The organism is Paenibacillus nitricinens, from assembly GCF_052056485.1.
GTDB classification, from domain to species: domain Bacteria; phylum Bacillota; class Bacilli; order Paenibacillales; family Paenibacillaceae; genus Paenibacillus_AQ; species Paenibacillus_AQ nitricinens.
The window spans coordinates 6107192-6133638 of the sequence record NZ_CP183948.1 but is presented as its reverse complement, the minus strand read 5'-3'; the positions used below and the strand labels follow the sequence as shown (position 1 = coordinate 6133638).

24 protein-coding genes, 14 tRNA genes and 4 rRNA genes are annotated in these 26447 nt (G+C 45.1%); 38 read left to right on the top strand and 4 right to left on the bottom strand.

Annotation, left to right across the window (positions count from 1 at the left end; all coding sequences use genetic code 11):
* From truA to ACN6KS_RS27335, 7 genes are all read left to right on the top strand, one after another.
* Complete coding sequence (gene truA, locus ACN6KS_RS27365; RefSeq protein WP_094871876.1) at positions 1-795, top strand: tRNA pseudouridine(38-40) synthase TruA; 795 nt, start codon at positions 1-3, stop codon at positions 793-795.
* Positions 796-1011: 216 nt separating this feature from the next.
* Complete coding sequence (rplM, locus tag ACN6KS_RS27360) at positions 1012-1449, top strand: 50S ribosomal protein L13 (protein ID WP_036680589.1); 438 nt, start codon at positions 1012-1014, stop codon at positions 1447-1449.
* 20 nt (positions 1450-1469) lie between these two features.
* Entirely contained in the window at positions 1470-1862 is a 393-nt protein-coding gene (gene rpsI / locus ACN6KS_RS27355; protein ID WP_025706574.1) for a 30S ribosomal protein S9, read from the top strand.
* 234 nt (positions 1863-2096) lie between these two features.
* Entirely contained in the window at positions 2097-2789 is a 693-nt protein-coding gene (locus ACN6KS_RS27350) for a phosphoadenylyl-sulfate reductase (protein WP_094871877.1), read from the top strand.
* Between the two features lie 37 nt (positions 2790-2826).
* Positions 2827-3996, top strand: a complete 1170-nt coding sequence (gene sat, locus ACN6KS_RS27345; protein WP_440960881.1) for a sulfate adenylyltransferase — start codon at positions 2827-2829, stop codon at positions 3994-3996.
* A 78-nt stretch (positions 3997-4074) separates the two neighbouring features.
* A complete protein-coding gene (gene cwlD / locus ACN6KS_RS27340) occupies positions 4075-4815 on the top strand; it encodes an N-acetylmuramoyl-L-alanine amidase CwlD (RefSeq protein WP_094871880.1) in 741 nt (246 codons plus the stop codon).
* A 90-nt stretch (positions 4816-4905) separates the two neighbouring features.
* On the top strand, positions 4906-6006 hold the full coding sequence (locus tag ACN6KS_RS27335; protein WP_094877198.1) for an Mrp/NBP35 family ATP-binding protein: 1101 nt from the start codon (positions 4906-4908) through the stop codon (positions 6004-6006).
* A gap of 58 nt (positions 6007-6064) precedes the next feature.
* Here the strand turns inward: ACN6KS_RS27335 and gerD are convergent, their stop codons facing one another.
* A complete protein-coding gene (gene gerD / locus ACN6KS_RS27330; RefSeq protein WP_440960880.1) occupies positions 6065-6745 on the bottom strand; it encodes a spore germination lipoprotein GerD in 681 nt (226 codons plus the stop codon).
* 129 nt (positions 6746-6874) lie between these two features.
* Between gerD and ACN6KS_RS27325 the strand changes: the two genes are divergently transcribed.
* Positions 6875-7465: a KinB-signaling pathway activation protein gene (locus tag ACN6KS_RS27325; protein ID WP_440962453.1), complete on the top strand. Its 591-nt coding sequence runs from the start codon at positions 6875-6877 to the stop codon at positions 7463-7465.
* Positions 7466-7808: 343 nt separating this feature from the next.
* Positions 7809-8630, top strand: a complete 822-nt coding sequence (locus tag ACN6KS_RS27320; protein WP_042192144.1) for a PPK2 family polyphosphate kinase — start codon at positions 7809-7811, stop codon at positions 8628-8630.
* A 51-nt stretch (positions 8631-8681) separates the two neighbouring features.
* Here the strand turns inward: ACN6KS_RS27320 and pdaB are convergent, their stop codons facing one another.
* A complete protein-coding gene (gene pdaB, locus ACN6KS_RS27315; protein ID WP_094871885.1) occupies positions 8682-9485 on the bottom strand; it encodes a polysaccharide deacetylase family sporulation protein PdaB in 804 nt (267 codons plus the stop codon).
* A 111-nt stretch (positions 9486-9596) separates the two neighbouring features.
* Here pdaB and ACN6KS_RS27310 point away from each other — a divergent pair, with 111 nt between their 5' ends.
* From ACN6KS_RS27310 to ACN6KS_RS27215, 20 genes are all read left to right on the top strand, one after another.
* A complete protein-coding gene (locus ACN6KS_RS27310; protein WP_373455862.1) occupies positions 9597-10205 on the top strand; it encodes a stage II sporulation protein M in 609 nt (202 codons plus the stop codon).
* Between the two features lie 252 nt (positions 10206-10457).
* Positions 10458-10688, top strand: a complete 231-nt coding sequence (locus ACN6KS_RS27305; RefSeq protein ID WP_036680631.1) for a hypothetical protein — start codon at positions 10458-10460, stop codon at positions 10686-10688.
* Between the two features lie 358 nt (positions 10689-11046).
* A 16S ribosomal RNA gene (locus ACN6KS_RS27300) occupies positions 11047-12604 on the top strand.
* A 124-nt stretch (positions 12605-12728) separates the two neighbouring features.
* Positions 12729-12845 (top strand): 5S ribosomal RNA (gene rrf, locus ACN6KS_RS27295).
* A 45-nt stretch (positions 12846-12890) separates the two neighbouring features.
* Positions 12891-12967, top strand: a tRNA-Ile gene (locus ACN6KS_RS27290).
* Between the two features lie 20 nt (positions 12968-12987).
* Positions 12988-13063, top strand: a tRNA-Ala gene (locus ACN6KS_RS27285).
* A gap of 240 nt (positions 13064-13303) precedes the next feature.
* Positions 13304-16231 (top strand): 23S ribosomal RNA (locus ACN6KS_RS27280).
* Between the two features lie 75 nt (positions 16232-16306).
* A 5S ribosomal RNA gene (gene rrf / locus ACN6KS_RS27275) occupies positions 16307-16423 on the top strand.
* The 16S, 23S and 5S rRNA genes sit together here with 14 tRNA genes alongside, the layout of an rRNA operon.
* A gap of 6 nt (positions 16424-16429) precedes the next feature.
* Positions 16430-16505, top strand: a tRNA-Asn gene (locus tag ACN6KS_RS27270).
* A gap of 1 nt (position 16506) precedes the next feature.
* Positions 16507-16582 (top strand) — tRNA-Thr (locus tag ACN6KS_RS27265).
* An 11-nt stretch (positions 16583-16593) separates the two neighbouring features.
* Positions 16594-16668, top strand: a tRNA-Glu gene (locus ACN6KS_RS27260).
* 40 nt (positions 16669-16708) lie between these two features.
* A tRNA-Val gene (locus ACN6KS_RS27255) sits at positions 16709-16784 on the top strand.
* A gap of 43 nt (positions 16785-16827) precedes the next feature.
* Positions 16828-16902, top strand: a tRNA-Gln gene (locus tag ACN6KS_RS27250).
* A gap of 5 nt (positions 16903-16907) precedes the next feature.
* Positions 16908-16980: transfer RNA gene (locus ACN6KS_RS27245), tRNA-Lys, on the top strand.
* Positions 16981-16995: 15 nt separating this feature from the next.
* Positions 16996-17079: transfer RNA gene (locus ACN6KS_RS27240), tRNA-Leu, on the top strand.
* 6 nt (positions 17080-17085) lie between these two features.
* Positions 17086-17160 (top strand) — tRNA-Gly (locus ACN6KS_RS27235).
* Positions 17161-17167: 7 nt separating this feature from the next.
* A tRNA-Arg gene (locus ACN6KS_RS27230) sits at positions 17168-17244 on the top strand.
* A 28-nt stretch (positions 17245-17272) separates the two neighbouring features.
* Positions 17273-17346, top strand: a tRNA-Pro gene (locus ACN6KS_RS27225).
* A 12-nt stretch (positions 17347-17358) separates the two neighbouring features.
* Positions 17359-17432, top strand: a tRNA-Gly gene (locus ACN6KS_RS27220).
* 14 nt (positions 17433-17446) lie between these two features.
* Positions 17447-17520: transfer RNA gene (locus ACN6KS_RS27215), tRNA-Pro, on the top strand.
* 101 nt (positions 17521-17621) lie between these two features.
* Here ACN6KS_RS27215 and ACN6KS_RS27210 read toward each other — a convergent pair.
* Both ACN6KS_RS27210 and ACN6KS_RS27205 read right to left on the bottom strand, forming a co-directional pair.
* Positions 17622-18035: an ImmA/IrrE family metallo-endopeptidase gene (locus ACN6KS_RS27210; protein WP_094871793.1), complete on the bottom strand. Its 414-nt coding sequence runs from the start codon at positions 18033-18035 to the stop codon at positions 17622-17624.
* A 31-nt stretch (positions 18036-18066) separates the two neighbouring features.
* On the bottom strand, positions 18067-18495 hold the full coding sequence (locus ACN6KS_RS27205; RefSeq protein WP_094876700.1) for a helix-turn-helix domain-containing protein: 429 nt from the start codon (positions 18493-18495) through the stop codon (positions 18067-18069).
* Between the two features lie 286 nt (positions 18496-18781).
* Between ACN6KS_RS27205 and ACN6KS_RS27200 the strand changes: the two genes are divergently transcribed.
* From ACN6KS_RS27200 to ACN6KS_RS27160, 9 genes are all read left to right on the top strand, one after another.
* Positions 18782-19276: an ArpU family phage packaging/lysis transcriptional regulator gene (locus ACN6KS_RS27200; protein ID WP_440962452.1), complete on the top strand. Its 495-nt coding sequence runs from the start codon at positions 18782-18784 to the stop codon at positions 19274-19276.
* 425 nt (positions 19277-19701) lie between these two features.
* A complete protein-coding gene (locus ACN6KS_RS27195) occupies positions 19702-20115 on the top strand; it encodes a phage tail terminator family protein (protein ID WP_440960879.1) in 414 nt (137 codons plus the stop codon).
* The gene (locus ACN6KS_RS27190) at positions 20112-20291 is read left to right on the top strand and encodes a hypothetical protein (RefSeq protein ID WP_440960878.1); all 180 of its coding nucleotides are present in this window, start codon (positions 20112-20114) and stop codon (positions 20289-20291) included. Before ACN6KS_RS27195 ends, ACN6KS_RS27190 begins: the two co-directional genes overlap by 4 nt.
* Positions 20291-21613, top strand: coding sequence for a phage tail sheath family protein (locus tag ACN6KS_RS27185; protein ID WP_440960877.1), 1323 nt, complete (start codon positions 20291-20293; stop codon positions 21611-21613). Before ACN6KS_RS27190 ends, ACN6KS_RS27185 begins: the two co-directional genes overlap by 1 nt.
* Position 21614: 1 nt before the next feature.
* Entirely contained in the window at positions 21615-22085 is a 471-nt protein-coding gene (locus ACN6KS_RS27180) for a phage tail tube protein (protein ID WP_042192125.1), read from the top strand.
* 113 nt (positions 22086-22198) lie between these two features.
* Complete coding sequence (locus tag ACN6KS_RS27175; protein ID WP_042131197.1) at positions 22199-22621, top strand: phage tail assembly chaperone; 423 nt, start codon at positions 22199-22201, stop codon at positions 22619-22621.
* A 191-nt stretch (positions 22622-22812) separates the two neighbouring features.
* Positions 22813-24717: a hypothetical protein gene (locus tag ACN6KS_RS27170; RefSeq protein WP_440960876.1), complete on the top strand. Its 1905-nt coding sequence runs from the start codon at positions 22813-22815 to the stop codon at positions 24715-24717.
* A gap of 1 nt (position 24718) precedes the next feature.
* Complete coding sequence (locus ACN6KS_RS27165) at positions 24719-25471, top strand: LysM peptidoglycan-binding domain-containing protein (RefSeq protein WP_042131195.1); 753 nt, start codon at positions 24719-24721, stop codon at positions 25469-25471.
* Positions 25472-25480: 9 nt separating this feature from the next.
* On the top strand, positions 25481-26443 hold the full coding sequence (locus ACN6KS_RS27160) for an XkdQ/YqbQ family protein (RefSeq protein WP_440960875.1): 963 nt from the start codon (positions 25481-25483) through the stop codon (positions 26441-26443).
* The last annotated feature ends 4 nt before the right edge of the window (positions 26444-26447 follow it).

Sequence of the window (26447 nt, the reverse complement as noted above, 5' to 3'; positions counted from 1 at the left end):
ATGCGTAATCTATTGATGAAGGTCAATTATGACGGAACAAATTATGATGGCTTTCAGACCCAGCCTCAGGGCAATACGATTCAAGATCGGCTGGAGCAAGCGATACTCCATCTGACAGGTGAGGAGCTAAAGATTACTGCTTCTGGCCGCACAGATGCCGGAGTACACGCCTACGGTCAGCCTTTTAACTTTACGACCTCCTCTCGAATCCCACTTGAACGTTGGTGTCTGGCGCTTAATGCCCGGCTGCCACAAGATATCGTGGTTACTGAGGCTAGGGAAGTACCGCTGTCGTTTCACTCTCGTAGAGGAGCTAAGCGTAAAACTTACCGATACACGATTAACGGCAACAGGTTTCCAGATCCGTTTCAGCGGCGCTGGCAGCTTCACCATCCGGTGAGGTTGGACATTCCTGCGATGCAGCAAGGCTTAACGCATATTGTAGGGACACATGACTTCACCTCGTTTGCTTCACGGAGGTCTACTAAAGCCTCTCATATACGAACGGTCTTTGAAGCTCATATGGAAGTAGACTGCAGTATGTGCCGACCCTCTTCATTAGATCAGGGAGTGATCCAAACTTATATAACAGGTAGTGGATTTCTTCAGCATATGGTTCGTATTATTATGGGGACTTTGATCCATGTGGGGGAAGGTAAAATAGATGCTGATCATGTTGCTGAGATATTGGCGGCATGTGATCGTTCTGCTGCTGGACCGACAGCTATGGCCAAGGGGTTGGCTTTGTGGAGTGTAGAATATGACGAGTCTGAAAGTGAATCTTTTTTTCTATAAATTTCTTCCTAAATAATAGGCTGAATGTCTAAAAATCACTTGCACTTGTTATGTTTATACTGTAATATAAAAGTTGTGTTTTCTTGATGGCTATCCCACAGCCCCGATCAAGGAAATGCCAAAAAATGCTTTGCTTAACTCACATAATTGTAATTCAATGAGAAACAAGATATACGAAACAGAAGATTTTCGTACGAGAACAAGGAGGAAACATTCATGCGTACCACCTATATGGCGAAGCCGAACGAAGTTGAACGCAATTGGCACATTATTGATGCCGAAGGCAAAACACTTGGTCGTTTGGCCAGCGAAGCCGCTGCTTTGATCCGTGGCAAACACAAACCGCAATTCACTCCACACGTTGATACAGGAGATTTCGTTATCGTAATCAACGCTGAGAAAATTCACTTGACCGGTAAGAAATTGCAAAACAAGAAATACTACCGTCACTCGATGCACCCAGGTGGCTTGAAAGTTACTAATGCTGAAACTCTGCTTAACACTAAACCAGAACGCGTAATTGAATTCGCTGTTCATGGTATGATTCCTAAGACTCGTCAAGGGGACCACATGAAGCTGAGATTGAAAGTATATGCAGGCGCCGAGCATCCACATGCAGCACAAAAACCTGAAGTTTACGAACTTCGCGGATAAGAATAGAGGAGGACAGTTTCATGGCACAAGTACAATACTATGGGACAGGTCGTCGTAAACATTCGGTAGCACGTGTTCGCCTTGTACCGGGTGAAGGACGCATTGTCATTAACAAACGTGAGATGGACGAATATTTTGGTGTGGAAACACTGAAAATGATCGTAAAACAACCTTTGAACCTGACTGAAACACTAGGCAACTACGATGTAATCGTTCTTGCACATGGTGGCGGCATTTCCGGTCAAGCTGGAGCAATTCGTCACGGTATCTCCCGTGCATTGCTTAAAGTTGACCCTGAATATCGCGGTGCACTTAAGAAAGCCGGCTTCCTAACTCGTGATCCTCGTATGAAGGAACGTAAGAAATACGGCTTGAAGGCTGCACGTCGTGCGCCTCAGTTCTCGAAACGTTAATATTTATCAAGAATTCAACCCTTGGCCTATATGGTCGAGGGTTTTATTTTCTTTCCAGCCCCTTTCAAACAAGAAATGGGCTTTTTTAGCATCTATTTACTGATTTTGAAGGTTGAAATTCATTGACTTCCTCAGTAAAAGTTATATACTATTTCATATAGAAATAGTTGGTTTTATTACTTCTTTTACCTCATTTATTCATACGATTAATATTTTGGATGGAGGAATACCTTAATGAACTTGCTCGAGAAGGAAGATTTGATCAGAATAAAGGCCGAAGAATTAGAGAGTGCTTCACCGGAAGAAATTATCCGCTGGGCTGTAGAAACCTTTCCTAATATTACTTTTGCCTGCAGCTTTGGTGCCGAAGATGTAGTGCTTGTTGATATGCTTCACAAAGTTAGTCCATCTACTGATGTCTTTTATCTCGATACAGATTATCATTTTAAGGAAACCTACGAAACCAGAGATTTGATGGCAGACAAATACGGATTAGAGTTTGTACGTGTGTCTCCACAGCTCACAACGCAGGAGCAAGCACTTCAATACGGTGATGCGTTATGGACAGTTGACCCTAACCAATGTTGTGGAATTCGTAAAGTTGAACCACTGACTCGTATATTATCTCAATACGAGGCTTGGATTACTGGAATTCGCCGTGATCAAGCGCCTACCCGTGCTAATGCTAAAAAGGTCGAGTATGATTATAAATTTGGGTTAGTGAAGTTTAATCCGATTGCGGATTGGACGACAGAAGATGTATGGAACTATATTCGTGAAAATGACGTAATCTATAATCCTCTACATGACCGTAACTATCCAAGTATCGGCTGTGAGCAATGTACACGTCAGGTTATGCCAGGTGAAGATCCGCGTGCTGGACGTTGGTCTGGATCAGAGAAGACAGAGTGCGGATTGCACAAGTAAGACATATCCCTGAGGGAACATAGAAGGAGAGACTAAGATGACTTCAATACGTCCGCATGGCGGAACTTTGGTTAACCGTGTAGCAGAGGGTACTGAAAGAGAAGAATTGCTGAATCTCGCACGTGACAGCAAGGCAATTGCCTTGAATACCTGGACCTTATCTGATTTGGATCTTATAGCTGTTGGTGCATTTTCGCCCCTCACTGGCTTTTTAAATGAGCAAGACTATCATTCAGTAGTAACAAACATGCGATTAGCGGATGGCACAGTGTGGAGCATTCCAATAACACTGGCTGTAGAAGATGTTGTGGCTGCCGGTTTATCCATTGGGGATAAAGTTTCTCTAATCGGTGAGGATGATGGTGAGATTTACGGTTTATTGGATATTGAGAGTATTTATACTGTAGATCAAACGATTGAAGCACAAAATGTCTTCAAAACAACAGACCCTGAACATCCAGGTGTGAGTAAGCTGTTGGCGCGTCCTGTAACTTATGTTGGAGGACCGATTACAGTCTTGAACCGCCCACAGCCAGAGAAGTTCGGTGAATTTTATTTTGATCCTGCGGATACGCGGAAGATATTTGCTGAAAAGGGCTGGAGAACGGTTGTAGGCTTCCAAACACGTAATCCAGTCCACCGAGCTCACGAGTACATTCAAAAGTGCGCTATGGAGGTTGTAGACGCTCTATTCCTAAATCCACTTGTTGGTGAGACGAAGTCAGATGATGTACCGGCAAATGTGCGGATGAAGAGCTATCTGGCGCTTTTGGAGAACTATTATCCTGAGGATCGTACCTTCCTTGGTGTTTTTCCGGCGGCAATGCGTTATGCAGGCCCTAGAGAAGCAATTTTCCATGCCATGGTTCGCAAAAATTACGGCTGTACCCATTTCATCGTCGGTCGTGACCATGCTGGCGTAGGTGATTATTATGGCACTTATGAGGCACAGGAGATTTTTTCTAATTTTAGTGCGGAAGAACTTGATATTACTCCATTATTTTTTGAACATAGCTTCTTCTGTAAAAAATGCGGGAATATGGCATCCAGTAAAACTTGCCCGCATCCTAGTGACGATCACATGACATTGTCGGGTACAAAGGTACGGGCTTTGCTCCGTGATGGCCAATGTCCTCCACCAGAATTCACACGGCCTGAGGTTGCACAGATTCTAATTGAAGGCATGACACAAGAAGTAACCGCGTAATCCTCATTAGCTAGTACTATTTGACCTCCTTGTCCCATATAGATGAGTATTATCTATCGGGACGAGGGGGTCTTTGTTATGTCTGGCCGGAAGAACAATAAGGTCTCGGTCTGGATTTCATGGAGCAGTATCAAAAAAAGTATGCTTGGCGTGGTACTGCTAGCTATAATGATCGGAATTATAGCGTATGACATGCCTACCGCTAAAACACTAAATTATTGGAGTCTGCCCTTGTCAGGAAAAGTTATTGCTCTTGATGCGGGACATGGTGGAGCTGATGGAGGAGCGGTTAGCCGGGAAGGACTAATTGAGAAAGATATTAATCTCGCGGTATCGCTTTATTTGCGTGATTATCTGCAGCAGGCAGGGGCTATTGTAGTAATGACTCGTGAGGGTGATTATGATTTGGCTCAAGAAGGCACTAAGGGCTATTCTAAGCGTAAGACGGAAGATCTTAAACAAAGAGTAAGAAGCATCGAAGAGAAAGGCGCAGACCTTTTTATAAGCGTTCACATGAACAGTGTCCCTTCAAATCGTTGGAGCGGTGCACAAACCTTTTACTACCCCAACCATAAGGATAATAAAGCCATTGCAGAATTTGTGCAGAGTGAGCTGAAGACTACGCTGGAGAACACCGATCGTGTGGCTAAGACAGTGAATACTGTATATCTGCTAAAAGCATTGAAAATACCAGCAGTACTTGTAGAAGTAGGATTCTTATCACACCCACAGGAATCCGCTCTACTCGGAAATGATGTTTATCAGCGGAAGGTTGCGACTAGCATTTATCGTGGCATTCTTCGTTACGCCTCCGAATAGTCAGGACTACTCATGGGGAGACAGGTAATGCTATAATAGACAAAAACTCCGGAGAATTTCACATCCGGAAAGGAAACAGAGGTGCTTTCCATGTTGACTAAGGAACAGATTCAGGAAATACTGCAGCCATTAACAGACTCGGAAACTGGAAAAAGCCTTGTGGAACTACAGCTGATTCGTGACATTATGATTAAAGAAGATCGTATTTCTTTATCTATCGTATGTCTGAATCCTGAAGAGCAAAGTCGCATGGATCTAGAACAACAGGTTCGTGAATTGCTTGAAGCGGGTGGGGCTTCTAATGTACATATCCGGCTTCGTGATGCAACCGATTATGAACGTGCTATACTTCGTGGTGAAAGCACTGAGGAAGTTGATGAGCCTGGGAAACTTAAGGGACATGCTGCAGGCCTTGATGGCCATGAATTAATTAGCGAGAGCTCTGGTGTGAACTTTATTGCCGTGGCCAGCGGTAAAGGTGGGGTTGGTAAATCAACTGTAACGGTGAATTTAGCCGTAGCCCTTGCGAGAAAAGGGAAAAAAGTTGGTCTTATCGATGCCGATATTTATGGTTTTAGCATTCCTGATATGATGGGTATCGAAGAGGGGCCTGTTGTTGAAGAAGGAACGATTATTCCTGTGGAACGTTTCGGAGTGAAGGTCATGTCTATGGGTTTCTTTATCCGTGAGAATAGTCCAGTAATTTGGCGGGGACCTATGCTTGGCAAAATGCTTCGCCAGTTCTTTAATGATGTCGGGTGGGGTGAACTTGATTATATGCTGCTTGATCTGCCCCCAGGTACTGGTGATGTGGCACTTGACGTGCATCAGATGCTGCCTCACAGCAAAGAGATTATAGTTACAACACCACACGCTACCGCAGCGTTTGTGGCGGCTAGAGCGGGCTCTATGGCTCTGCAGACAGATCATGAGATTATTGGAGTCATTGAGAATATGGCTTATTATGAGTGTACTGACTGTGGTAAGAAAGATTATATCTTTGGCAGAGGTGGAGGAGCGAGGCTTGCCGAGACGCTTCATACGGAGCTGCTTGCACAAGTGCCGTTAGGTGCGCCGGACAACCATATTTCGGAACCGGATTTTTCACCTTCTGTATACAAAGAAGAGACACCAACAGGCATATTATTTGCAGAAATTGCGGATAAACTTATTTCAAAATATGAGCATTAATTCTTGTACATGAAAAAGAGGCCATCCCACACGTTGTTAGTGGGATAAGGCCTCTTTTTTAAGAGCTTGAATCATCGCCGCTACCGCCGCCACCGCCGCCACTGCTGTCCTGCTTGTCGCCACCTTCGCTGCCTTTTTCTTTTTTCTCTTTTGGTTCAAGTTCTTCTTGTACGACTTTTTTAAGTAAATTTAATACCTCCATACGGAATAAAGGGGTTTGCATAGATTCCTGAATGGTTTTCATGGATTGTTTTCGGTAATCCGGTGTTTTGGTGAGATTTAGAAACATGGTCATCATTTCTGGAGATTTCATAATTTCTTCAACTGATTTCTGATAAGTTGGATCCTTTATTAGCTGCAGGTGTAGTTCCTTGCTTTGCGATTGAATGGCTTTAGCAAAGTCACCTGCGAACTTTGGATCCTTCATTATTTTCTCGATCTCCTTCTGATATTCCGGCGCAGTGAGAGTATCCTTTACAGCGGTCTTAATTTCCTCTGATGTTTGAAGTGGCATCATCTTCATGCTCATTCCACTGGTACCGCCAGAGCTGGAGCTTGATAATGATTCCTCAACTGCTTTTTTACCCTCATCGCTTTTCAATATATCTAAAACCATGGTCTTCGTTTCTTTATAACTGCCTTGTCCGGAAGAAGAACTGCTCTGCTCACTTCCGCAAGCCGTTAAGGCCATAACAAAGCTCAATGCCAAACCCACAGATCCGATAAATCTCCATTTCATTGGCGCTGCCCTCCTTTATAGGATTCTCTTGATGTATTATGCCGCATTAGAGCACATTTATGTTGTGGGTGTAATGGCGTTTTGTCGGTATCCTTGGTAAAATAAATCTGACAAGAGGAGGTGAATTGGCTGAGTATAAAAAAATGGTTTCATTTATTTTGGACTACCCTTCTTATTGGAGCGGGTGGGGCTGTAATCGCTGGTTTGGCACTACAATTCGTAAATGGTAAGATTGATTTCAAAAGTGTCGGGGATTTCTTTTTATACCCGCTGATTCTGCTTGGCTACGGTATGCTTGTAAGCGTTTATTCGCAACTTGGTTTTTTTGCCTATTTGATTTTGAATTATATGGGCAACGGAGTTTTTCCACAAAAGGTTTGGAAATACATACAACTAGTGCTTTCTGTACTCGCATTGCTTGAACTGATTTTTTTGCGTACCGTCGTTGGCGGGGAAAGAAATGTTATGTCTGATCTAATATTAGGAATCGTTATTTTGCTAGCAGCTATTATAGTGTCTTATTTCAAAGTAAAAAGTACAAACAGCTCAGCTTTGATTCCAACCCTCTTTTTTATGACAGCTATTTCAATTGTGGAAGTTATTGGCGTACTCCGTATAGGTGTTGATAGTGCGACGGTATTTATTGTTGTTCCGCTTATCGCTTGTAATGCATTCCAAATTTTGATGCTACACCGTATTCTGAAGCCGGCAGCCGGATAATGAATGGGAAAGGCACTAAACAATGAACCCCGTGCTCTGATTTCAGAAGACGGGGTTTTTTGCTCTAACGGAAGCTTAACGATTAAAATCTGCTTGTAGAGGTTAATCTTAAAGAACGATATGCTCACAAAACTAAGTAGATGCTTACGAAGTGAGTTTTGTACGATGTAACATAAGTGGAGTAACGCTCACAAAACTAAGCGTGTGCTTTCGAAGTAAGTTTTGTACGAAGCGTTCCAATGATGCATATGCTTTACAAAACTAAGTAGATGCTTCCGAAGTGAGTTTTGTACGAAGTAACACAAGTGTAGTAACGCTCACAAAACTTTTAGGAGGGGAATATATGGACATCAAGCGCTATATGATAAAAGACACAAAAGAAATCCGGCTTAACAAGCTGGATCCGGATGACACAGGTGTTTTTAAATCCAAAAAAGAAGTGGAAGCTAAAACAGAAGAGCTTAAAGCACGTTTGGCAGAGCTCCAAGATATTTTGTTTGCTCAGAAAAAGCATTCGCTGCTTGTTATTCTGCAAGGAATGGACTCCAGCGGTAAGGATGGCACAGTTAAGCATATTTTTTCAGGCATTAACCCGCAAGGATTTATAGTTACCAGCTTTAAGAAACCATCTCTAGAGGAAGAGGCTCATGATTTTCTATGGAGAGTTCATCAGAAGACGCCCCCTAAGGGATATATCTCTGCATTTAACCGCTCGCATTATGAAGATGTATTGGTACCGCGGGTACACGGAGGGTTAAAAAAGGATGACTTGAAGCGTCGCTTTCGTTACATACGGCAGTTCGAGGAAATGCTGGTGGAAGAGGGAACGACAATTATCAAGCTTTTTCTGCATATTTCTAAAGAGAAGCAGCTAAAGAAGATTAAAGAACGGCTTGAAGATCCCAAAAAACATTGGAAATTCGATGCAAGTGATCTCCAGGAGCGGGAGTATTGGGATGATTACCAAGAAGCATATGAAGATGTTTTCAAGGAATCTAGCATAGATAAAGCACCCTGGTACTGGATACCCGCCAATCATCAATGGTACCGCAACTATTTGACCTTATCCATCGTTGTAAAGACACTGGAGAGTCTGGATCTGAGCTATCCGAAGCTGAATACCCCCACACCAGACATATCGGAACTCATCTCTCCACGTCATTAATCCTTTGGTCAGATCAACATCCATTACGGCACCAGAGATTGAAATGTGTTTTTACAGCCCAGCTGCGTCCTCAACGGCATTACTCAGTGAAGCTGAGTCGCGAACTTCTTTACCTTCGGCGTTGCTTTGACTGATCAGCTCAGAGACGGTAACGAATTCATAACCTTGTCTGCGGAGCTCATCGATAATGAGTGGAAGTGCTTCATGTGTTTGTTTACAGGAATCACTGGCATGTAGAAGGACAATATCACCTGGATGCGCTTTTGTCGTTACACGCTTCACGATATTGTCTACGCCGATGTTCTTCCAGTCCAGGGAGTCTGTATCCCATTGAATGACCTTGTAACCGAGATCGCTGGCAACCTGAAGGACTCTTTTGTCAAAATCACCATTAGGCATACGAATCAAATTGGGTTCAGTGCCGGTTAATTCGGTAAGTACGGTGTGAGCCGTTGAGATCTGTGTACGAATTTCTTCGTTGCTTAGTGTGCTGTAATTAACGTGTTTATGACCATGACTTCCAATTTCAAAACCTGCATTTTTGATGTTAGTTACAATGTCTGGGTGAGTTTTACTCCATGGTGAAGACAGGAAGAAGGTGGCTTTGTCCACTTTCTTGTCTTCAAGTACCTTCAAAATTGGTTCGGGTCTTTTCTCCCCCCAGCTAATATCGAAGGTCAGGGCAATCAGCTTCTTCTCTGTGGGTACACTGTAGATCGCGGAAGGTCCGGATTCAGAAAAAACGGTTATGTTTCCCCTCTCGACATAGACAACTCCAGCAGCAAGAAGCACAGCGGCGAAGATATAGATGAATCGTTTAATCTTTTTGCCGCTGAATACATAAAAAGAATTCATAATGACAGCGCTCCTCTCCCATGCGAAATGCTTGTTTGTTCTAAATGTATGCTCGTACCGCAAGGTTATGACCTAAGAAACAGAGATCACTATTTCAGGAGGGTATTTATGTTGTCGTTCTTCACGTTTATTAAAGATCTAAAAACAATCCGGAAGGCTTTATTGCTATCCTGTCTGCTCTTCGCAGTAGGAGCGGTTGTAGGGTGGGTAGCTACTAGCAGTCTGGAGAAGCTATTGGTTCAGCAATTAGAGGGGCTCAGTGAAATCAGTGGCAGCCTTAGAGATTCTTCTAATCCGCAATGGAGCTTCTTTGTATTTATATTTTTGAATAACAGCATCAAGGGTGTTCTTATCATATTTTTAGGAGCGTTGTTCGGGATACTGCCAGCCATATTCTTATTTATTAACGGAGCGGTTATCGGCTATCTGATTCATTTATCAGCACTGCAAGGACAGGATTTGTTCGAACTAATAGTAAAAGGACTGCTGCCACATGGGATTATAGAGATTCCAGCGATCATTATTGCTTGTGCATTTGGACTTCAGTTCGGTGGGAAAGTACTTTCAAGTATATTTAGCTCATCCACTAAAAAAGAGAACAGAGGTGTAGACTGGACTTCATTCATGCGTCAAACACTTACAGCATCTATTTGGACAGTAATCCTGTTATTTGTAGCTGCCATCATTGAAAGTACAATTACTTTTTCGCTTTTATCATAAAACTTCCGGGAATGGAGCATACCATTAAAACCATTCATCCAAGGATTGCCTAAAGGTCAGAAGTATATAATCGTGGAGAAACCATAAAGGGAATTTTTAATAATTATGGTTATAAAAAGAGTACTCCGGTTAATCTAGTGTAGTAGGATCTTAAGGCAGCTTTCTCCATGAGATGGACTAACTAATTATGTACAAGGGGTTTTGGGTTTTAGTGAATGCGTTACTTGCAACTTCATGAAGGAGGCCAAGCATATGTTGGGAATGTTGTTCAACGAAAAAGAATGCAAGGAACTGGATTATGTTTTGCGGAAAGAACTTGATGAGATGCTGTTAGATTTGAGCGATCAGCGCTTGGACCAAAATATCAGGCATGCCATCGCCAATAGATATAAGACTGTATTTCGTATGTATGCTCGTTTTGCTCCTCAGAAAGAACTTTCCAAGTATGCGTGGGGTGGACGTTCTTCTCAGTATAAACACTAAGGATAGGCGGTAAATGCAAGAGTCTTATATGAATTTAAGATTTTTTAATAAAATAGCTTGACTAAAAAGGAGTGCTCGTGATAAATTATATCTCGCGCTCCTTTTGCTTGTGTAAAAGGGAAGCGAAAGGCAAGAAAAATTGAAAAAAACTTTTTCGAAAAAAAGACTTGCCAAACAATGAAACACTGTGATATATTATAAAGGTCGCCGCTGACAAACAACGACGACGAAATGAGAGACATTGATCTTTGAAAACTGAACAACGAGTGAGTGGGAAATCACGAAAGTGAAATCCAAAATTAGAGAATTAATTTTCTCGTCAGATGTTTCAAAATGAGCATATCGCTCTTTTCAATACTAATTGGAGAGTTTGATCCTGGCTCAGGACGAACGCTGGCGGCGTGCCTAATACATGCAAGTCGAGCGGAGTTATTTTGAAAGCTTGCTTTCAAAATAACTTAGCGGCGGACGGGTGAGTAACACGTAGGCAACCTGCCCCTTAGACTGGGATAACTACCGGAAACGGTAGCTAATACCGGATAATTTCTTTTTTCTCCTGAAGAAAGAATGAAAGACGGAGCAATCTGTCACTGAGGGATGGGCCTGCGGCGCATTAGCTAGTTGGTGGGGTAACGGCCCACCAAGGCGACGATGCGTAGCCGACCTGAGAGGGTGAACGGCCACACTGGGACTGAGACACGGCCCAGACTCCTACGGGAGGCAGCAGTAGGGAATCTTCCGCAATGGACGAAAGTCTGACGGAGCAACGCCGCGTGAGTGATGAAGGTTTTCGGATCGTAAAGCTCTGTTGCCAGGGAAGAACGTCCGGTAGAGTAACTGCTATCGGAGTGACGGTACCTGAGAAGAAAGCCCCGGCTAACTACGTGCCAGCAGCCGCGGTAATACGTAGGGGGCAAGCGTTGTCCGGAATTATTGGGCGTAAAGCGCGCGCAGGCGGTCATTTAAGTCTGGTGTTTAAACCTTGGGCTCAACCTGAGGTCGCACTGGAAACTGGGTGACTTGAGTACAGAAGAGGAAAGTGGAATTCCACGTGTAGCGGTGAAATGCGTAGATATGTGGAGGAACACCAGTGGCGAAGGCGACTTTCTGGGCTGTAACTGACGCTGAGGCGCGAAAGCGTGGGGAGCAAACAGGATTAGATACCCTGGTAGTCCACGCCGTAAACGATGAGTGCTAGGTGTTAGGGGTTTCGATACCCTTGGTGCCGAAGTTAACACAGTAAGCACTCCGCCTGGGGAGTACGGTCGCAAGACTGAAACTCAAAGGAATTGACGGGGACCCGCACAAGCAGTGGAGTATGTGGTTTAATTCGAAGCAACGCGAAGAACCTTACCAGGTCTTGACATCCCTCTGAATCTGCTAGAGATAGCAGCGGCCTTCGGGACAGAGGAGACAGGTGGTGCATGGTTGTCGTCAGCTCGTGTCGTGAGATGTTGGGTTAAGTCCCGCAACGAGCGCAACCCTTAACTTTAGTTGCCAGCAAGTAATGTTGGGCACTCTAGAGTGACTGCCGGTGACAAACCGGAGGAAGGTGGGGATGACGTCAAATCATCATGCCCCTTATGACCTGGGCTACACACGTACTACAATGGCCGGTACAACGGGAAGCGAAGCCGCGAGGTGAAGCCAATCCCATCAAAGCCGGTCTCAGTTCGGATTGCAGGCTGCAACTCGCCTGCATGAAGTCGGAATTGCTAGTAATCGCGGATCAGCATGCCGCGGTGAATACGTTCCCGGGTCTTGTACACACCGCCCGTCACACCACGAGAGTTTACAACACCCGAAGTCGGTGGGGTAACCCGCAAGGGAGCCAGCCGCCGAAGGTGGGGTAGATGATTGGGGTGAAGTCGTAACAAGGTAGCCGTATCGGAAGGTGCGGCTGGATCACCTCCTTTCTATGGAGAATCGTCTTTTGCAATGAAGACATTCAAATCGGAAGTTAAACTTCCACAATAGAACCTTCGGGTTCGAACACTCACTCGTGTTCAGTTTTGAAAGAGTAAGTCTCTTTCATATACGTTTGGTGGCGATAGCGGAGGGGTTCCACACGTACCCATCCCGAACACGACCGTTAAGCCCTCCAGCGCCGATGGTACTTGGACCGAAGGGTCCTGGGAGAGTAGGACGCCGCCAAGCGGACAACCATTCATTGGTTGATTCACAATGTTATATATGTTATATGGGCTTTTAGCTCAGTTGGTTAGAGCGCACCTCTGATAAGGGTGAGGTCGGTGGTTCGAGTCCACCAAGGCCCACCATATAACTTTATATCTTTTATGGGGCCATAGCTCAGCTGGGAGAGCGCCTGCCTTGCAAGCAGGAGGTCAGCGGTTCGATCCCGCTTGGCTCCACCATAATTTTAATTTAATACCTTCTTTAAACATTGATCCTTGAAAACTGGATACCGAAACGAATTTGCGTTTTAGAACATCTTTTAAGCTAAACTTGTGTAAACAAGTGAAGAATTAATAGTGATGCTGAGCGAAGGTTTTGGATTGTAAGCGACTTTTGGCTTTAAACAGAAATGCGAACGGATTTATTCGAGAGCGCTGTTTAAAACAAGATGAGCGAATAAGCCAATAACCAGAGCGATTGGTTAAGCTAATAAGAGCACACGGAGGATGCCTAGGCGCCAGGAGCCGACGAAGGACGTGGCGAACAACGAAACTGCCTCGGGGAGCTGTAAGCAAGCTTTGATCCGGGGGTGTCCGAATGGGGAAACCCAGCTGTGGTAATTCGCAGTTACTCATCTCTGAACACATAGGAGATGTAGAGGCAGACCAGGGGAACTGAAACATCTAAGTACCCTGAGGAAGAGAAAACAATAGTGATTCCGTCAGTAGCGGCGAGCGAACGCGGAACAGCCTAAACCTAAGAGCTTGCTCTTAGGGGTTGTGGGACGTCTCACATGGAGTTACAAAGGAATATGGTAGGCGAAGAGGTCTGGAAAGGCCCGCGATAGAGGTAAAAGCCCTGTAGCCTAAACTGTGTTCTCTCCGAGACGGATCCCGAGTAGTGCGGGGCACGTGAAACCCCGTATGAATCCAGCAGGACCATCTGCTAAGGCTAAATACTACCTGGCGACCGATAGTGAAACAGTACCGTGAGGGAAAGGTGAAAAGCACCCCGGAAGGGGAGTGAAATAGAACCTGAAACCGTGTGCTTACAAAAAGTCAGAGCCCTATTAATGGGTGATGGCGTGCCTTTTGTAGAATGAACCGGCGAGTTACGTTTAACATGCAAGGTTAAGTCGAGAAGACGGAGCCGCAGCGAAAGCGAGTCTGAATAGGGCGATTTAGTATGTGGACGTAGACCCGAAACCGTGTGATCTACCCCTGTCCAGGGTGAAGGTGCGGTAACACGCACTGGAGGCCCGAACCCACGCATGTTGAAAAATGCGGGGATGAGGTGGGGGTAGCGGAGAAATTCCAATCGAACTCGGAGATAGCTGGTTCTCCCCGAAATAGCTTTAGGGCTAGCCTCGGTATAAGAGTAGTGGAGGTAGAGCACTGATTGGGTGCGGGGTCCGCAAGGATTACCAAGCTCAGTCAAACTCCGAATGCCATATACTTATTGCCGGGAGTCAGACAGTGAGTGCTAAGATCCATTGTCAAAAGGGAAACAGCCCAGACCATCAGCTAAGGTCCCCAAGTGTGTGTTAAGTGGGAAAGGATGTGGAGTTGCACAGACAACCAGGATGTTGGCTTAGAAGCAGCCACCATTGAAAGAGTGCGTAATAGCTCACTGGTCGAGTGACTCTGCGCCGAAAATGTAACGGGGCTAAACACACCACCGAAGCTATGGCTAGATACTATGTATCTGGGGTAGGGGAGCGTTGTATGTGGGTTGAAGGTGTACCGTAAGGAGCGCTGGACAGCATACAAGTGAGAATGCCGGTATGAGTAACGAAAAGATCAGTGAGAATCTGATCCGCCGAAAGCCCAAGGTTTCCTGAGGAAGGCTCGTCCGCTCAGGGTAAGTCGGGACCTAAGGCGAGGCCGAAAGGCGTAGTCGAAGGACAACAGTTTGAAATTACTGTACCACCGTAATCCGCTATGAGCGATGGGGTGACGCAGGAGGGTAGTGACGCGGACTGATGGATATGTCCGTCTAAGCAGTGAGGCTGATGTGTAGGCAAATCCGCACATCGTTAAGGCTGGGCTGTGATGGGGAGCGAAAATTACAGTAGCGAAGGTCATGATCTCACACTGCCAAGAAAAGCCTCTAGCCAGGAGAAGGTGCCCGTACCGCAAACCGACACAGGTAGGCGAGAAGAGAATTCTAAGGCGCGCGGAAGAACTCTCGTTAAGGAACTCGGCAAAATGACCCCGTAACTTCGGGAGAAGGGGTGCCCCGGTAGTGTGAATAGCACGAGGGGGCCGCAGTGAAAAGGCCCAAGCGACTGTTTAGCAAAAACACAGGTCTGTGCGAAGCCGCAAGGCGAAGTATACGGGCTGACGCCTGCCCGGTGCTGGAAGGTTAAGGGGAGTGGTTAGGAGCAATCCGAAGCTATGAACCGAAGCCCCAGTAAACGGCGGCCGTAACTATAACGGTCCTAAGGTAGCGAAATTCCTTGTCAGGTAAATTCTGACCCGCACGAATGGCGTAACGACTTGGGCGCTGTCTCAACGAGAGATCCGGTGAAATTTTAATACCTGTGAAGATGCAGGTTACCCGCGACAAGACGGAAAGACCCCATGGAGCTTTACTGCAGCTTGATATTGAATTTGGGTACGATCTGTACAGGATAGGTGGGAGCCGTAGAAATCGGAGCGCAAGCTTCGGTGGAGGCGCCGTTGGGATACCACCCTGATCGTATCTAGGTTCTAACCTAGTACCGTAATCCGGTACGGGGACCGTGTCAGGCGGGCAGTTTGACTGGGGCGGTCGCCTCCTAAAGAGTAACGGAGGCGTTCCAAGGTTCCCTCAGAATGGTTGGAAATCATTCGAAGAGTGCAAAGGCATAAGGGAGCTTGACTGCGAGACCTACAAGTCGAGCAGGGACGAAAGTCGGACTTAGTGATCCGGTGGTACCGCATGGAAGGGCCATCGCTCAACGGATAAAAGCTACCCTGGGGATAACAGGCTTATCTCCCCCAAGAGTCCACATCGACGGGGAGGTTTGGCACCTCGATGTCGGCTCATCGCATCCTGGGGCTGAAGTAGGTCCCAAGGGTTGGGCTGTTCGCCCATTAAAGCGGTACGCGAGCTGGGTTCAGAACGTCGTGAGACAGTTCGGTCCCTATCTGTCGTGGGCGCAGGAAATTTGAGAGGAGCTGTCCTTAGTACGAGAGGACCGGGATGGACGTACCGCTGGTGCACCAGTTGTTTCGCCAGAAGCATGGCTGGGTAGCTACGTACGGACGGGATAAGCGCTGAAAGCATCTAAGCGTGAAGCCCCCCTCAAGATGAGATTTCCCAATTAGTAAGACCCCTTGAAGACGACGAGGTAGATAGGTTGGAGGTGGAAGTGCAGTAATGCATGGAGCTGACCAATACTAATCGGTCGAGGGCTTATCCTATATTTAAAACGCAAATTCAATTCGGATTCAGTTTTCAGGCGACTCAAGCCTGAGCATTTACGCTGTAAATGCCCGTTTGGTGGCGATAGCGGAGGGGTTCCACGCGTACCCATCCCGAACACGACCGTTAAGCCCTCCAGCGCCGATGGTACTTGGACCGAAGGGTCCTGGGAGAGTAGGACGTTGCCAAGCGGATATTCCCTGATAGCTCAGTTGGTAGAGCACTCGACTGTTAATCGAGTTGTCACAGGTTCGAGCCCTGTTCGGGGAGCCATGCTCTCATAGCTCAGCAGGTAGAGTGCTTCCATGGTAAGGAAGAGGTCACCGGTTCGAATCCGGTTGAGAGCTCCACAGATTTGCAAGGCCCGTTGGTCAAGGGGTTAAGACACCTCCCTTTCACGGAGGTAACATGGGTTCGAATCCCATACGGGTCACCAACTTTTACTTGTACTTACCCTTAGAGGGTCCCATAGATATGGAGGCTTAGCTCAGCTGGGAGAGCATCTGCCTTACAAGCAGAGGGTCGGGGGTTCGATCCCCTCAGCCTCCACCATAATCTTCCTGAGAGATTGTGGGCAACATAGAGTTACCATCAATGGGGATTAGCCAAGTGGTAAGGCAACGGACTTTGACTCCGTCACTCATAGGTTCGAATCCTATATCCCCAGCCAAGTGCGAGCCATTAGCTCAGTTGGTAGAGCACCTGACTTTTAATCAGGGTGTCGAAGGTTCGAGTCCTTCATGGCTCACTTTTATTATTACATGCGCGTGTGGCGGAATGGCAGACGCACCAGACTTAGGATCTGGCGTTTCACGACGTGGGGGTTCAAGTCCCTTCACGCGCACCACTTATTGCGGACGTGGCTCAGCGGTAGAGCATCGCCTTGCCAAGGCGAGGGTCGCGGGTTCGATTCCCGTCGTCCGCTCCATAATTTTGCGCCCTTAGCTCAGCTGGATAGAGCGTTTGACTACGAATCAAAAGGCCGGGAGTTCGAATCTCTCAGGGCGCGCCATTTTTATTAAGCACTTATAGTATTATAACGGGATGTAGCTCAGCTTGGTAGAGCACCTGGTTTGGGACCAGGGGGTCGCATGTTCAAATCGTGTCATCCCGATTTTTCACCTTTGCGGGTGTAGTTCAATGGTAGAACTTCAGCCTTCCAAGCTGATAGCGTGGGTTCGATTCCCATCACCCGCTCCATAATTTTATAGTAACGGGATGTAGCTCAGCTTGGTAGAGCACCTGGTTTGGGACCAGGGGGTCGCATGTTCAAATCGTGTCATCCCGATACTCAGCTTAATTGCTCTTAGATAGCTCTTACTTCGGTAAGAGCTTTTTTTGTTATGTATAGAATTAAAACACGCATAAATTCATATAACATATGTTCTATCATTCTTCCAAAAGAAACTGTACTTCTGATGGAATGCCAATCCGTAGATAATAACTTTTACAGGATTCTTCTTGCTCAGGATTACTGCCTATGGATAGTAGCTTTACAGCAAAAACGTTAGCTTGACGCTCAAGCTTGCCAGGAGAGAAGTAAGAGCTTTCTTCCAGGAAAAAGCGGTTAATCCCCTTGTGAAGGCGATCATGACCTAATTCATGCGCACAAACGAAGCGCTGCCACTCAACTGGCAACTCATTATGAATGACGATAAATCTTCTTCTTAGTTTTCGGTAATATAATCCCTTTGTGCCTGTCCCAAGGTTCATGAAACGAATGTGAATACCTAGCGCTGAGGCTAGTTCGAACGGACAGTTGGTTTTATATTTTTTAATCAGATTATTAATCAGTTCATCCATATTCTTCACCTGCAGCATGTTAGTGTAGTTATTAAGTGTTGTTAGATTTATTTCTCTTGTTCATCTGTTTGGCTTCCCAGAATAATCCGGTCAGTACATCTTTTATCCTCTGCTTGTCATCCTTGTCTAATGGAATTCCATCAAACATCAGCTCTCCATCATCCTCCAGCATTTTACGAAAGTCACGCTTATCCTTGCTTGTAGCCCACTCTGGGACAATCTCTTCGCTTGGAAGGGGATGTTCCTGTAAATAGCCTGCCTGATCCATTAACTCCTCGTAAGGGACGCCTGTAGCCTCAGCAATTTTGCGTAAAGTAGTTGGCTTAGGCACGCCTCTTAGACCATTTTCAATTCGTGAAATTTGTGAACCGCTAATCCCCGCTGCTGCTGCCAATTGATTAATCGTTAATCCCTTTGCTTCGCGAAGTCCCTTCATGTAATCCCCAAATTCTATTGTCATCTCAACCACTCCTTATAGAATGATGCTTATATTATTAATATAAGTCATTTTTGCCAATTGGTAAACAACAAAGCGCATGTTATTGCCAAAAGGCAAGATAATGGAGGGAAATCTATTCTATTTCGCCCAAAACAGACGAATACGGGGTTTTACGAGATTGGTAGAGAAGTGGTATATTATAGAAAAATACGAACAGAATACGAACACTAATATATTTTAGCACATTGCTTAGGAAACTTCCGCAATTTAATCTCATTCTGTCAAACCTAAAGGAGTGCATAAAATGATGAACTTATCCGCCTTACCAGAGTTGGACCGTCGCCGAACCCAGGTCGCTATAGAGAGCATGTTAGAGAAATACCGTATTTTTAAGACCGTTACATTTGAAGCTAAGGAAGCCAGTACTACTTATTCTTACACAGAAAGATTTCATGGCCCTACGAATACAGTTACTGATCAGACTGCTGCGTTAGCTTCTTATAATGTGGATGTACCGGCTGCTAGAAGAGCTTTTTGTTCAGCAATGGACTCTGTGGTAGAGAGACTCGATACGAGGGAACAGCAATTAGTAAGAGAGCGTTATATGAAAAGAGATGAAACATACGATTATACGATCTACAATCATGTGTTTGATCCACCGGTAAGTAAGGACACTTACGTGAAGATACGCACGAAGGCTTTTTACAAGATGGCTTTGGCTTTAACGGATCTCGGTCTACTGTCCCTTAGCACCTTAATAACAGCACCTAGAGTGAAAAAAGAGAAGGTTAGTATTACCTAAGAAATATAGAGGGTTACTTAAGACTGTATCGTCCGAGCGGATGATGCGGTCTTTTTTTATGGATAGAACGATTCTCCGAAAAACCGCCCTATACCATCCCAAAGTTAGCGTAAACCTCGTCGGTCTACCGTCTCTGCAAGGCAAATAGGGGTGTATATTTATAACATGGCAAATGAAGCAAAAAGAACACCGCAAGAGCATGAATGCTCTGCTAATCGTTCAGCCCTACTGGTGATGTGAACAAATCTAGCGGTGAAAGATTCTTTTGGCATGGGCCTAGTGTAGAAGGGTATTATCCAACAGCGGATAGTATCCTTTTTTGTTCTTAAATTTAGTAGAGGGGGTGTCTTCTTAATGTTAATGCGATTGAAGGTTAACACCATCAAGGATCGGCGAATCGTCGCCCTTCAGAAAGGAATGGAGTGATGTCGGTACAACAATTACGAAAACACATTACGAGTACGCTGGAACGATATTTTCCAAATGTGCCTGTGTATGTGGATGGGGAGAAACCTCAGACGGCTTATTTTTATCCCGGACTGATTTCAGCGACACTGGATCGCCAGCGAGAAGGCAGATATTTAGCGGTGTACCGTTTTGGTATCCGTTATGAGCAAGGCAGCTTGCTGGAAGCTGAGACAATGGCAGATAAGCTGAGTGAGGCAATGGCAAGGATGGAGCAGGATGGCGGAGCCTTTCGTGTAGCTAGGCAAGCTTGGGAAGCTGGAAAAGAGGGGCATGGGCCGCTTTTTACAACGGACTATATGGTGTATTTGCAAAGTGAGAAGCCTGACCCCATTAATATGGGTCAAATGATAGGAGGAGAAAGACTGAAATGAGCACAAAGATGAGTAGTGGAGATCGTTTTGGTAAAGAGCAGATTGTGAATTCATCGCTTTTTACGGCTAAGGAAAAGGATGTGCTGAACGTTATTTTGCAGGATGACAAAAGTTATACGATCGAAGAAGCGAAGCAATCTATGGGATTGTTTATTAATAAGGAGGTTTTGAACTGATGGCAGGCGAAACATGGACAACTCAAAACAAAGTGCGCCCAGGGGTGTACGTAAATGTAGCATCGAATCAAGGTGCCATCGGCAAAATGGGAGAACGCGGGATTACTGCTTTGGCACTTGCCTTATCTTGGGGAGAAGCTGGAGTGATCATGAAGATCACCCCGCAGGACGACGTGAATAAGCTGCTAGGTTATGATCTGGAACATCTATCATTACTGCCAGTACGCGAAGCACTGAAACGGGTGGGAACCTTGCTGCTCTATCGATTGAATGAAGGGGTTAAAGCGGCGGTAACTAATAGTGGACTCCAGGTAACTGCTAAATACGGTGGTGTACGCGGAAATGATCTTTCTGTTGTTATTGAGAAGAATATTGAGAATAATGCTCTTTTTGATGTAAAGACACTGCTGAATGGAACTGAACTGAATAAGCAAACGGTTGGAACGGCTGAAGAGTTAGTTGCCAACGATTATGTACAATTCCAGAAAAATGGCGTAGAAGGCTTGAAGCTAACCGCAGGGATGCCGCTTATTGGCGGAGCTAATGGTACGGTGACAAATGGTGCGCACAGCGATTTCTTGTCTGCTCTTGAGGTGCTTGAGTTCCAAACGGTTGGACTAGTATCGCAGGATAGTACGCTTAAGGCGCTGTATAGCTCTTGGGTAAGACGACTACGGGAAACGGAAGGTAAGAAAGTGCAGGCTGTACTATCGGATTATGCTACTGCGGGTCATGAGGGTGTGATCAGCGTGAAGAACGGGGTAGTACTGAGTGACGGAACTAGGATTGATAACAACAATGCTGTTGCTTGGGTAGCCGGAGCTACGGCTGCTGCTGCGGTGAATCAATCGCTGACTTATCAGGGATATGACGACTCCGTTGACGCTGATGTGCGGTTTAGCCATTCTGAAACGACAGCAGCTTTGCTGCAAGGCGAACTGCTCTTTACTTACAGTGGAGGGCGAGCTGTGGTGGAACAGGATATTAACACGTTTACGGCATTCTCTCCGGATAAAGGCAAAGCGTTCTCCAAAAATCGTGTGCTGCGTGTGCTGGATGGGATTGCGAATGATCTGAAGCGTATTTTTGAGAACTACTACATTGGTAAAGTAGCCAATAATGAAGATGGACGGGCTCTGTTCTGGTCACAATGTGCGACTTATATGAATGATTTGCAGGATATGGGTGCGATTGAGGGCTTTAACGCGCAGACAGATGTTGTCGTTGTGGCTGGTGCGGATAGTGATAGTATCGTGCTGGATGTGGCTGTGAAACCGGTAGATTCCGTAGAAAAAGTATATATGAAAGTGAAGGTGGTTTAAGATGGCATTTTTAAAAGCTAGTGATACGATTTCCGGCCAGGAGGGCCGTGCGTATGCCGTGATTGGTACGCAAGCTGAAGAGATGTTCTATGTGAAGACGCTTGAAGCTACGGTAGAAAAAACAAAGGCAGAGGTAAAGACTCTAGGCCGCCGTGGTGTTCAGCATAAAGCGACTGGATGGTCGGGAAGTGGTTCAATGACGATTTTTTATATGACTAGCCGTTTCCGCCAGATGATGCTCGATTATATGAATACAGGTGTCGATCAATATTTCGATATTGAGGTTACGAACGAAGACCCATCGTCCAGTGTTGGAGCACAACGCATTATTTTAAAAGGCGTGAACCTTGATAGTGTCATCATGGCTTCTCTTGATACAGAATCAGATGCGCTGGAAGAAGAAGTGAGCTTTACCTTTGAAGACGTGCAGATTGTGCAAGCTTTTGGCGCTCCAGCAGGCTCCGGAAACTAATAAAGACAACTAGATAGGAGCAAGTAAGGCCCGGGCGTGCAGGTGAGCGGCGGGTCTCTTCTCTGTCTAGTTAGTAGTACTAGAAGAAACTAAATCATTTTAGGAGGAAGACAATGAGTGAATTAAGTTTGTTTTTTGCGCAAAATGTAGCATGTGACACGACCGAGGAGTTTGTGGTATCGCAGCGTTTTAAGGATAAGGAAGGGAATGCGGTTGCCTGGAAACTACGTAGCATGAACGAGGACGAGAATCAGGAATGCCGTAAAGCGGCTACCCGTAAAGTCAAAGGAAAGAACGGAGTGTATACCTCCGAGATTGAACCGAATGATTATATGGCTAAGCTGATGACTTCAAGTGTGGTGCACCCAGATCTGAAAAATGCTGAGCTACAGCGTTCTTATGGTGTGCTAGGTGCCGAAACGCTGCTGCGAAAAATGCTGCTTCCGGGTGAATTCGCGGCACTGGGTGAACGGGTACAGGCCTTGAATGGCTTCGGTACAGATATGAACGAGCTGGTGGATGAAGTAAAAAACTAATCAACGGGGGTGACAGTGAAGCCAACCTGGCTTACTACGCCCTCCACGAGTTGCACATTTTACCACATGAGCTGATGAAACTGTCTACACGTGAACGCGCCGCAATTTATGCGATGATTGCTATTCGGGTGGAGAAGGAGAAGCGGGATCAGGCGAGGAGTAAGGCGAGGAAGAGATGAGGGGGTGAATGAATGAAGATAGAAGCATCTAAAGCCGTAATGCTACCGATGAAATCCCTGGCAATCTGGAAGAGTGTCAATAAACAATGTGTTCGTATAAACAGTAATCTGGATATCGTTAATCGTTTGGTCAAGGGAATGCAAGTGGTTGTTAAGCGGTCAAATGATGAGATGAGCCGTTCTCTGAATCAAGTAAACCAGTCTTTGCAGGACATCAACGATACTCTACTTGAGGGCTTTAAACGGCTCCCTCCTAAGATTGTAGTTTCCAGGGATATAGTTATTGAGCAAAGTCAACAAGCAGGGCAAACACAACAATTAGCTCAACGAACGCTGAGTAATTCCCCAGGTGAGCAATTGGGTAAGAAAGAAGAAGAAAAAGCGAAGAAGGTTAATTGGTGGAAGGGATTAAAAGCAAAAGAGAAAAAGAAAGAAGAGGAGAAAAAACCTGAAGTTAAGGTTGATCCAATTCCTACTCCTAAAATTAATTTGAGAAAGGACCCTCCGGTTCCACCATCCCCACCTTCTCCTGACTCAAAAATTATGAAATTTCTCAAAACAGCAGATGTGATAAAACCATTTAATACGGTTAAGTCTTTTGGTGAGAAAGCTGTAAAAGCAGCGGCAAAACCTGGAGATATCGAAGACTGGAATACACTGAACAAGAATACAGATGCTGCACTTGGGAAAATCGGTGAGAAAGCGATGGGTGCCCTAAGACCTGTAATGGATACCTTGAATACAGCACTAACTTCAGGTCAATTAATGCCGATTATAGATGCTATGGCTAATGGATTTCTCTTCATAGCTAATGTGATTGGTATGGTAGTCGATGGCTTATTATGGCTGGTGGGAGTAGTGCAGGAAAACTGGTCATGGATTGAACCGATCCTTTTAGCAATAGCTTTCGTCTATCTAGCAGCTATGATTGTGCAAGTGTATTCGCTTGCAGCTGCATGGATGGTAGCAAATTGGCCTATTTTAGTGGTTATTGCAATTATTGCAGTACTAATTGGAATTTTTCAGATGCTAGGTATATCTGCGGGAGAGGTGATTGTAGCTATAGCAGGAGCATTTGGGTGGTTGAAGGTTCATCTACAGAATGTTGTAATAAGTTTGCAAAATGGATTTATTACGTTCAGTGATTATATTCAAAATTTATTTATAGATCCTGTTTATGCTATTAGAAAGCTCTTCTATGACTTAGCAGTTCACTTTTTGGATCTTATTTATCAAATGGCAATTGGTGCTGAAAACTTTGCGGGCGGATTTATGAAAGTAGTAGCACAAGCGATTAATAAAATGTTACCAGGTATTAAGAAATTGCTAAACATGTTGAGTAAAGTACCAGGATTAGAGGGATTAGCTAATGTAAAAGTAGAGTATCTAAATCCTGAAGAACCTCATGCTGTGAGCGGAATGATTAAAGGTATGAAGGACAAATTGGTTGCCCCAACTAGTGATAAGGCTGTAAAAAATTCTAAGAAAAAAGAGTACTTAGAATATGCAGATACTGTTAATGATTACACCCGAAGGGGGAAGGAGTTTACTGGGAAATTTAATGATATGGGAAGGAAAGCGAAAGAATTAATAGAAAATCCCATCGGGAAAATTAATGGATCAAAAACCTCACAATCAGGACTATTAGCTAACCAAAGCAACAACCTCAACACCGTCAACCGCGTGAAACAACTCGACTCCATCAACGACACTGTAGACATCTCTAGCGATGATCTGAAAATGCTGAGGGAGCTGGCGGAGATTCAGGCGATCCAGAATTTTGTGGAGCTGACGCCGACGGTCCAGGTGACGACTGGAAATATTAATAATGCCGGAGACATTGATTCGATTATCAACAAGATTGGGCAAAAGCTGAACGAGGAGTTTGTCTCTACGGCGCAGGGGGTGTATACGTAACGTGGAAGAGTACGGGATATTTCTTGGTTTTAATAATCAGGCGGAAGCATTCCGACTGCCAGTCAATCCAGAGACCTTGGAAATCAAGGAAAGCGGGGATGGGAAGAGCTATACCATTATCGATCTAGGTGAGATTAATACGATTGCTTATCCGAAGCTGACGGAGATCACAATCGAAAGTATTTTTCCGGCACAAAGGTATCCGTTTGTATTAGTACAAGAGGACGGGTTGAAGAGACCCTTTGAATATGTGGAGCTGATTAAGAAGTGGATGACGAGTCGCAGACCTATTCGTTTTGTATTTTCCGGGGTGAGCTATACTGATGACTTGAAAAAAGCCGATGGGAAGTTAAACGACGCCAAGAAATGGTTAAAGGATTCATCGACTAGTGAGGATAAATCCATAGAGATTGATTTCGGTGTGAATATGGCTATGAGTATTGAAAGCTTCTCTTGGAAGCTCAGTGCAGGTACATCAGGGGATATTGAATATTCGTTATCTCTCAAAAAGTATGTATTTTATCAGGCGGTAGCTGTTAAAGTCGTCAAGGATGAAGTGAAGGTAGAACAGAAGCGGGCGAACGAAACTCCCAAACCTAAAACGTATATCATGAAATCTAAAGATAATCTATGGAAAATCGCTAAAGAAATCCTTGGAGATGGTAATAGGTGTTGGGAAATCCAGAAACTTAATGGCATTAAAGATAGTGAGCTGAGGAAGCTTCCAATCGGTAAGGTCATTAAGCTGCCGTAGGAGGATGTTATGGAACTGCTTGTGAAGAATAAGGAAGGGAATCTATGGGATATTTCTGGCATCGTCTCCGATATTTCTTGGAAAACGGCCCGCTCAGGAAAACCGGCAACGTTAGAGTTAACACTTGTGGATAGTGGAATCTATCAGCATCCCAAGTTTGGCATTAGCAACGGTGATATTATTCAGTTCAGCAAAGATAATGTGGATGTATTCTACGGGTTTGTGTTCAGCATTGATACAGGCTCAGATCAGGAAATCAAGCTGACTGCCTATGATCAGATGCGTTATTTGCTGGGCAATGGCAGTTATGTTTTGCAGGATGTTACGGCTAGCGATGTTATCAAAAAAATAACACAAGATTACGGACTACAGACAGGTGTGCTGGAGGAGGCGGAGTACCGGATTCCCTCTTTAATCGAAGATGACAAAAAGCTGCTGGACATCATTATGGGAGCGATCGGCAGTGAGCTGCAGTTTAAGGGGCAGTTGATGGCTTTTTACGATGATTTTGGGAAGCTTACGCTGCGTAAACCGAATTCTATGCTGCTTAATCTGGTGCTGGGAGCGGGGCATTATCTGTACGATTATTCGCTCAAAAAAAGTATTGATGATGATACGTACAACACCATTTTTCTATACAAGGATAATGAGAAGTCTGGTAAGCGCGATTTCTTTCCGGTTAGCGATAAGGATAATGTGAAACGCTGGGGAATCCTACACTTGTATCAGAAGGCCGATGACAAAGCGAATGCTGCACAAATTCAGGAGAAGGCAAATAATCTGCTAAAAATGCATAACCGAGAAAAGCTTAGTCTCTCCGTACAGGCGATTGGTGATATGCGCGTAAGGGCTGGTAATTTCATTTATGTCCTGCTCGATGAATTTAAGACGCAGGTATTTCTGGTGGATCAATGCAGTCATAAGATTTCTGGTGGGGAGCATACGATGTCCCTCGATATAAAGGTGGTGTAGTAAT

Coding starts and splice junctions, on each gene's coding strand:
- truA (WP_094871876.1), top strand. CDS start 1: ATGCGTAATCTATTGATGAAGGTCAATTATGACGGAACAAATTATGAT.
- rplM (WP_036680589.1), top strand. CDS start 1,012: ATGCGTACCACCTATATGGCGAAGCCGAACGAAGTTGAACGCAATTGG.
- rpsI (WP_025706574.1), top strand. CDS start 1,470: ATGGCACAAGTACAATACTATGGGACAGGTCGTCGTAAACATTCGGTA.
- ACN6KS_RS27350 (WP_094871877.1), top strand. CDS start 2,097: ATGAACTTGCTCGAGAAGGAAGATTTGATCAGAATAAAGGCCGAAGAA.
- sat (WP_440960881.1), top strand. CDS start 2,827: ATGACTTCAATACGTCCGCATGGCGGAACTTTGGTTAACCGTGTAGCA.
- cwlD (WP_094871880.1), top strand. CDS start 4,075: ATGTCTGGCCGGAAGAACAATAAGGTCTCGGTCTGGATTTCATGGAGC.
- ACN6KS_RS27335 (WP_094877198.1), top strand. CDS start 4,906: ATGTTGACTAAGGAACAGATTCAGGAAATACTGCAGCCATTAACAGAC.
- gerD (WP_440960880.1), bottom strand. CDS start 6,745: ATGAAATGGAGATTTATCGGATCTGTGGGTTTGGCATTGAGCTTTGTT.
- ACN6KS_RS27320 (WP_042192144.1), top strand. CDS start 7,809: ATGGACATCAAGCGCTATATGATAAAAGACACAAAAGAAATCCGGCTT.
- pdaB (WP_094871885.1), bottom strand. CDS start 9,485: ATGAATTCTTTTTATGTATTCAGCGGCAAAAAGATTAAACGATTCATC.
- ACN6KS_RS27305 (WP_036680631.1), top strand. CDS start 10,458: ATGTTGGGAATGTTGTTCAACGAAAAAGAATGCAAGGAACTGGATTAT.
- ACN6KS_RS27210 (WP_094871793.1), bottom strand. CDS start 18,035: ATGGATGAACTGATTAATAATCTGATTAAAAAATATAAAACCAACTGT.
- ACN6KS_RS27205 (WP_094876700.1), bottom strand. CDS start 18,495: ATGACAATAGAATTTGGGGATTACATGAAGGGACTTCGCGAAGCAAAG.
- ACN6KS_RS27200 (WP_440962452.1), top strand. CDS start 18,782: ATGAACTTATCCGCCTTACCAGAGTTGGACCGTCGCCGAACCCAGGTC.
- ACN6KS_RS27195 (WP_440960879.1), top strand. CDS start 19,702: ATGTCGGTACAACAATTACGAAAACACATTACGAGTACGCTGGAACGA.
- ACN6KS_RS27190 (WP_440960878.1), top strand. CDS start 20,112: ATGAGCACAAAGATGAGTAGTGGAGATCGTTTTGGTAAAGAGCAGATT.
- ACN6KS_RS27185 (WP_440960877.1), top strand. CDS start 20,291: ATGGCAGGCGAAACATGGACAACTCAAAACAAAGTGCGCCCAGGGGTG.
- ACN6KS_RS27180 (WP_042192125.1), top strand. CDS start 21,615: ATGGCATTTTTAAAAGCTAGTGATACGATTTCCGGCCAGGAGGGCCGT.
- ACN6KS_RS27175 (WP_042131197.1), top strand. CDS start 22,199: ATGAGTGAATTAAGTTTGTTTTTTGCGCAAAATGTAGCATGTGACACG.
- ACN6KS_RS27170 (WP_440960876.1), top strand. CDS start 22,813: ATGAAGATAGAAGCATCTAAAGCCGTAATGCTACCGATGAAATCCCTG.
- ACN6KS_RS27160 (WP_440960875.1), top strand. CDS start 25,481: ATGGAACTGCTTGTGAAGAATAAGGAAGGGAATCTATGGGATATTTCT.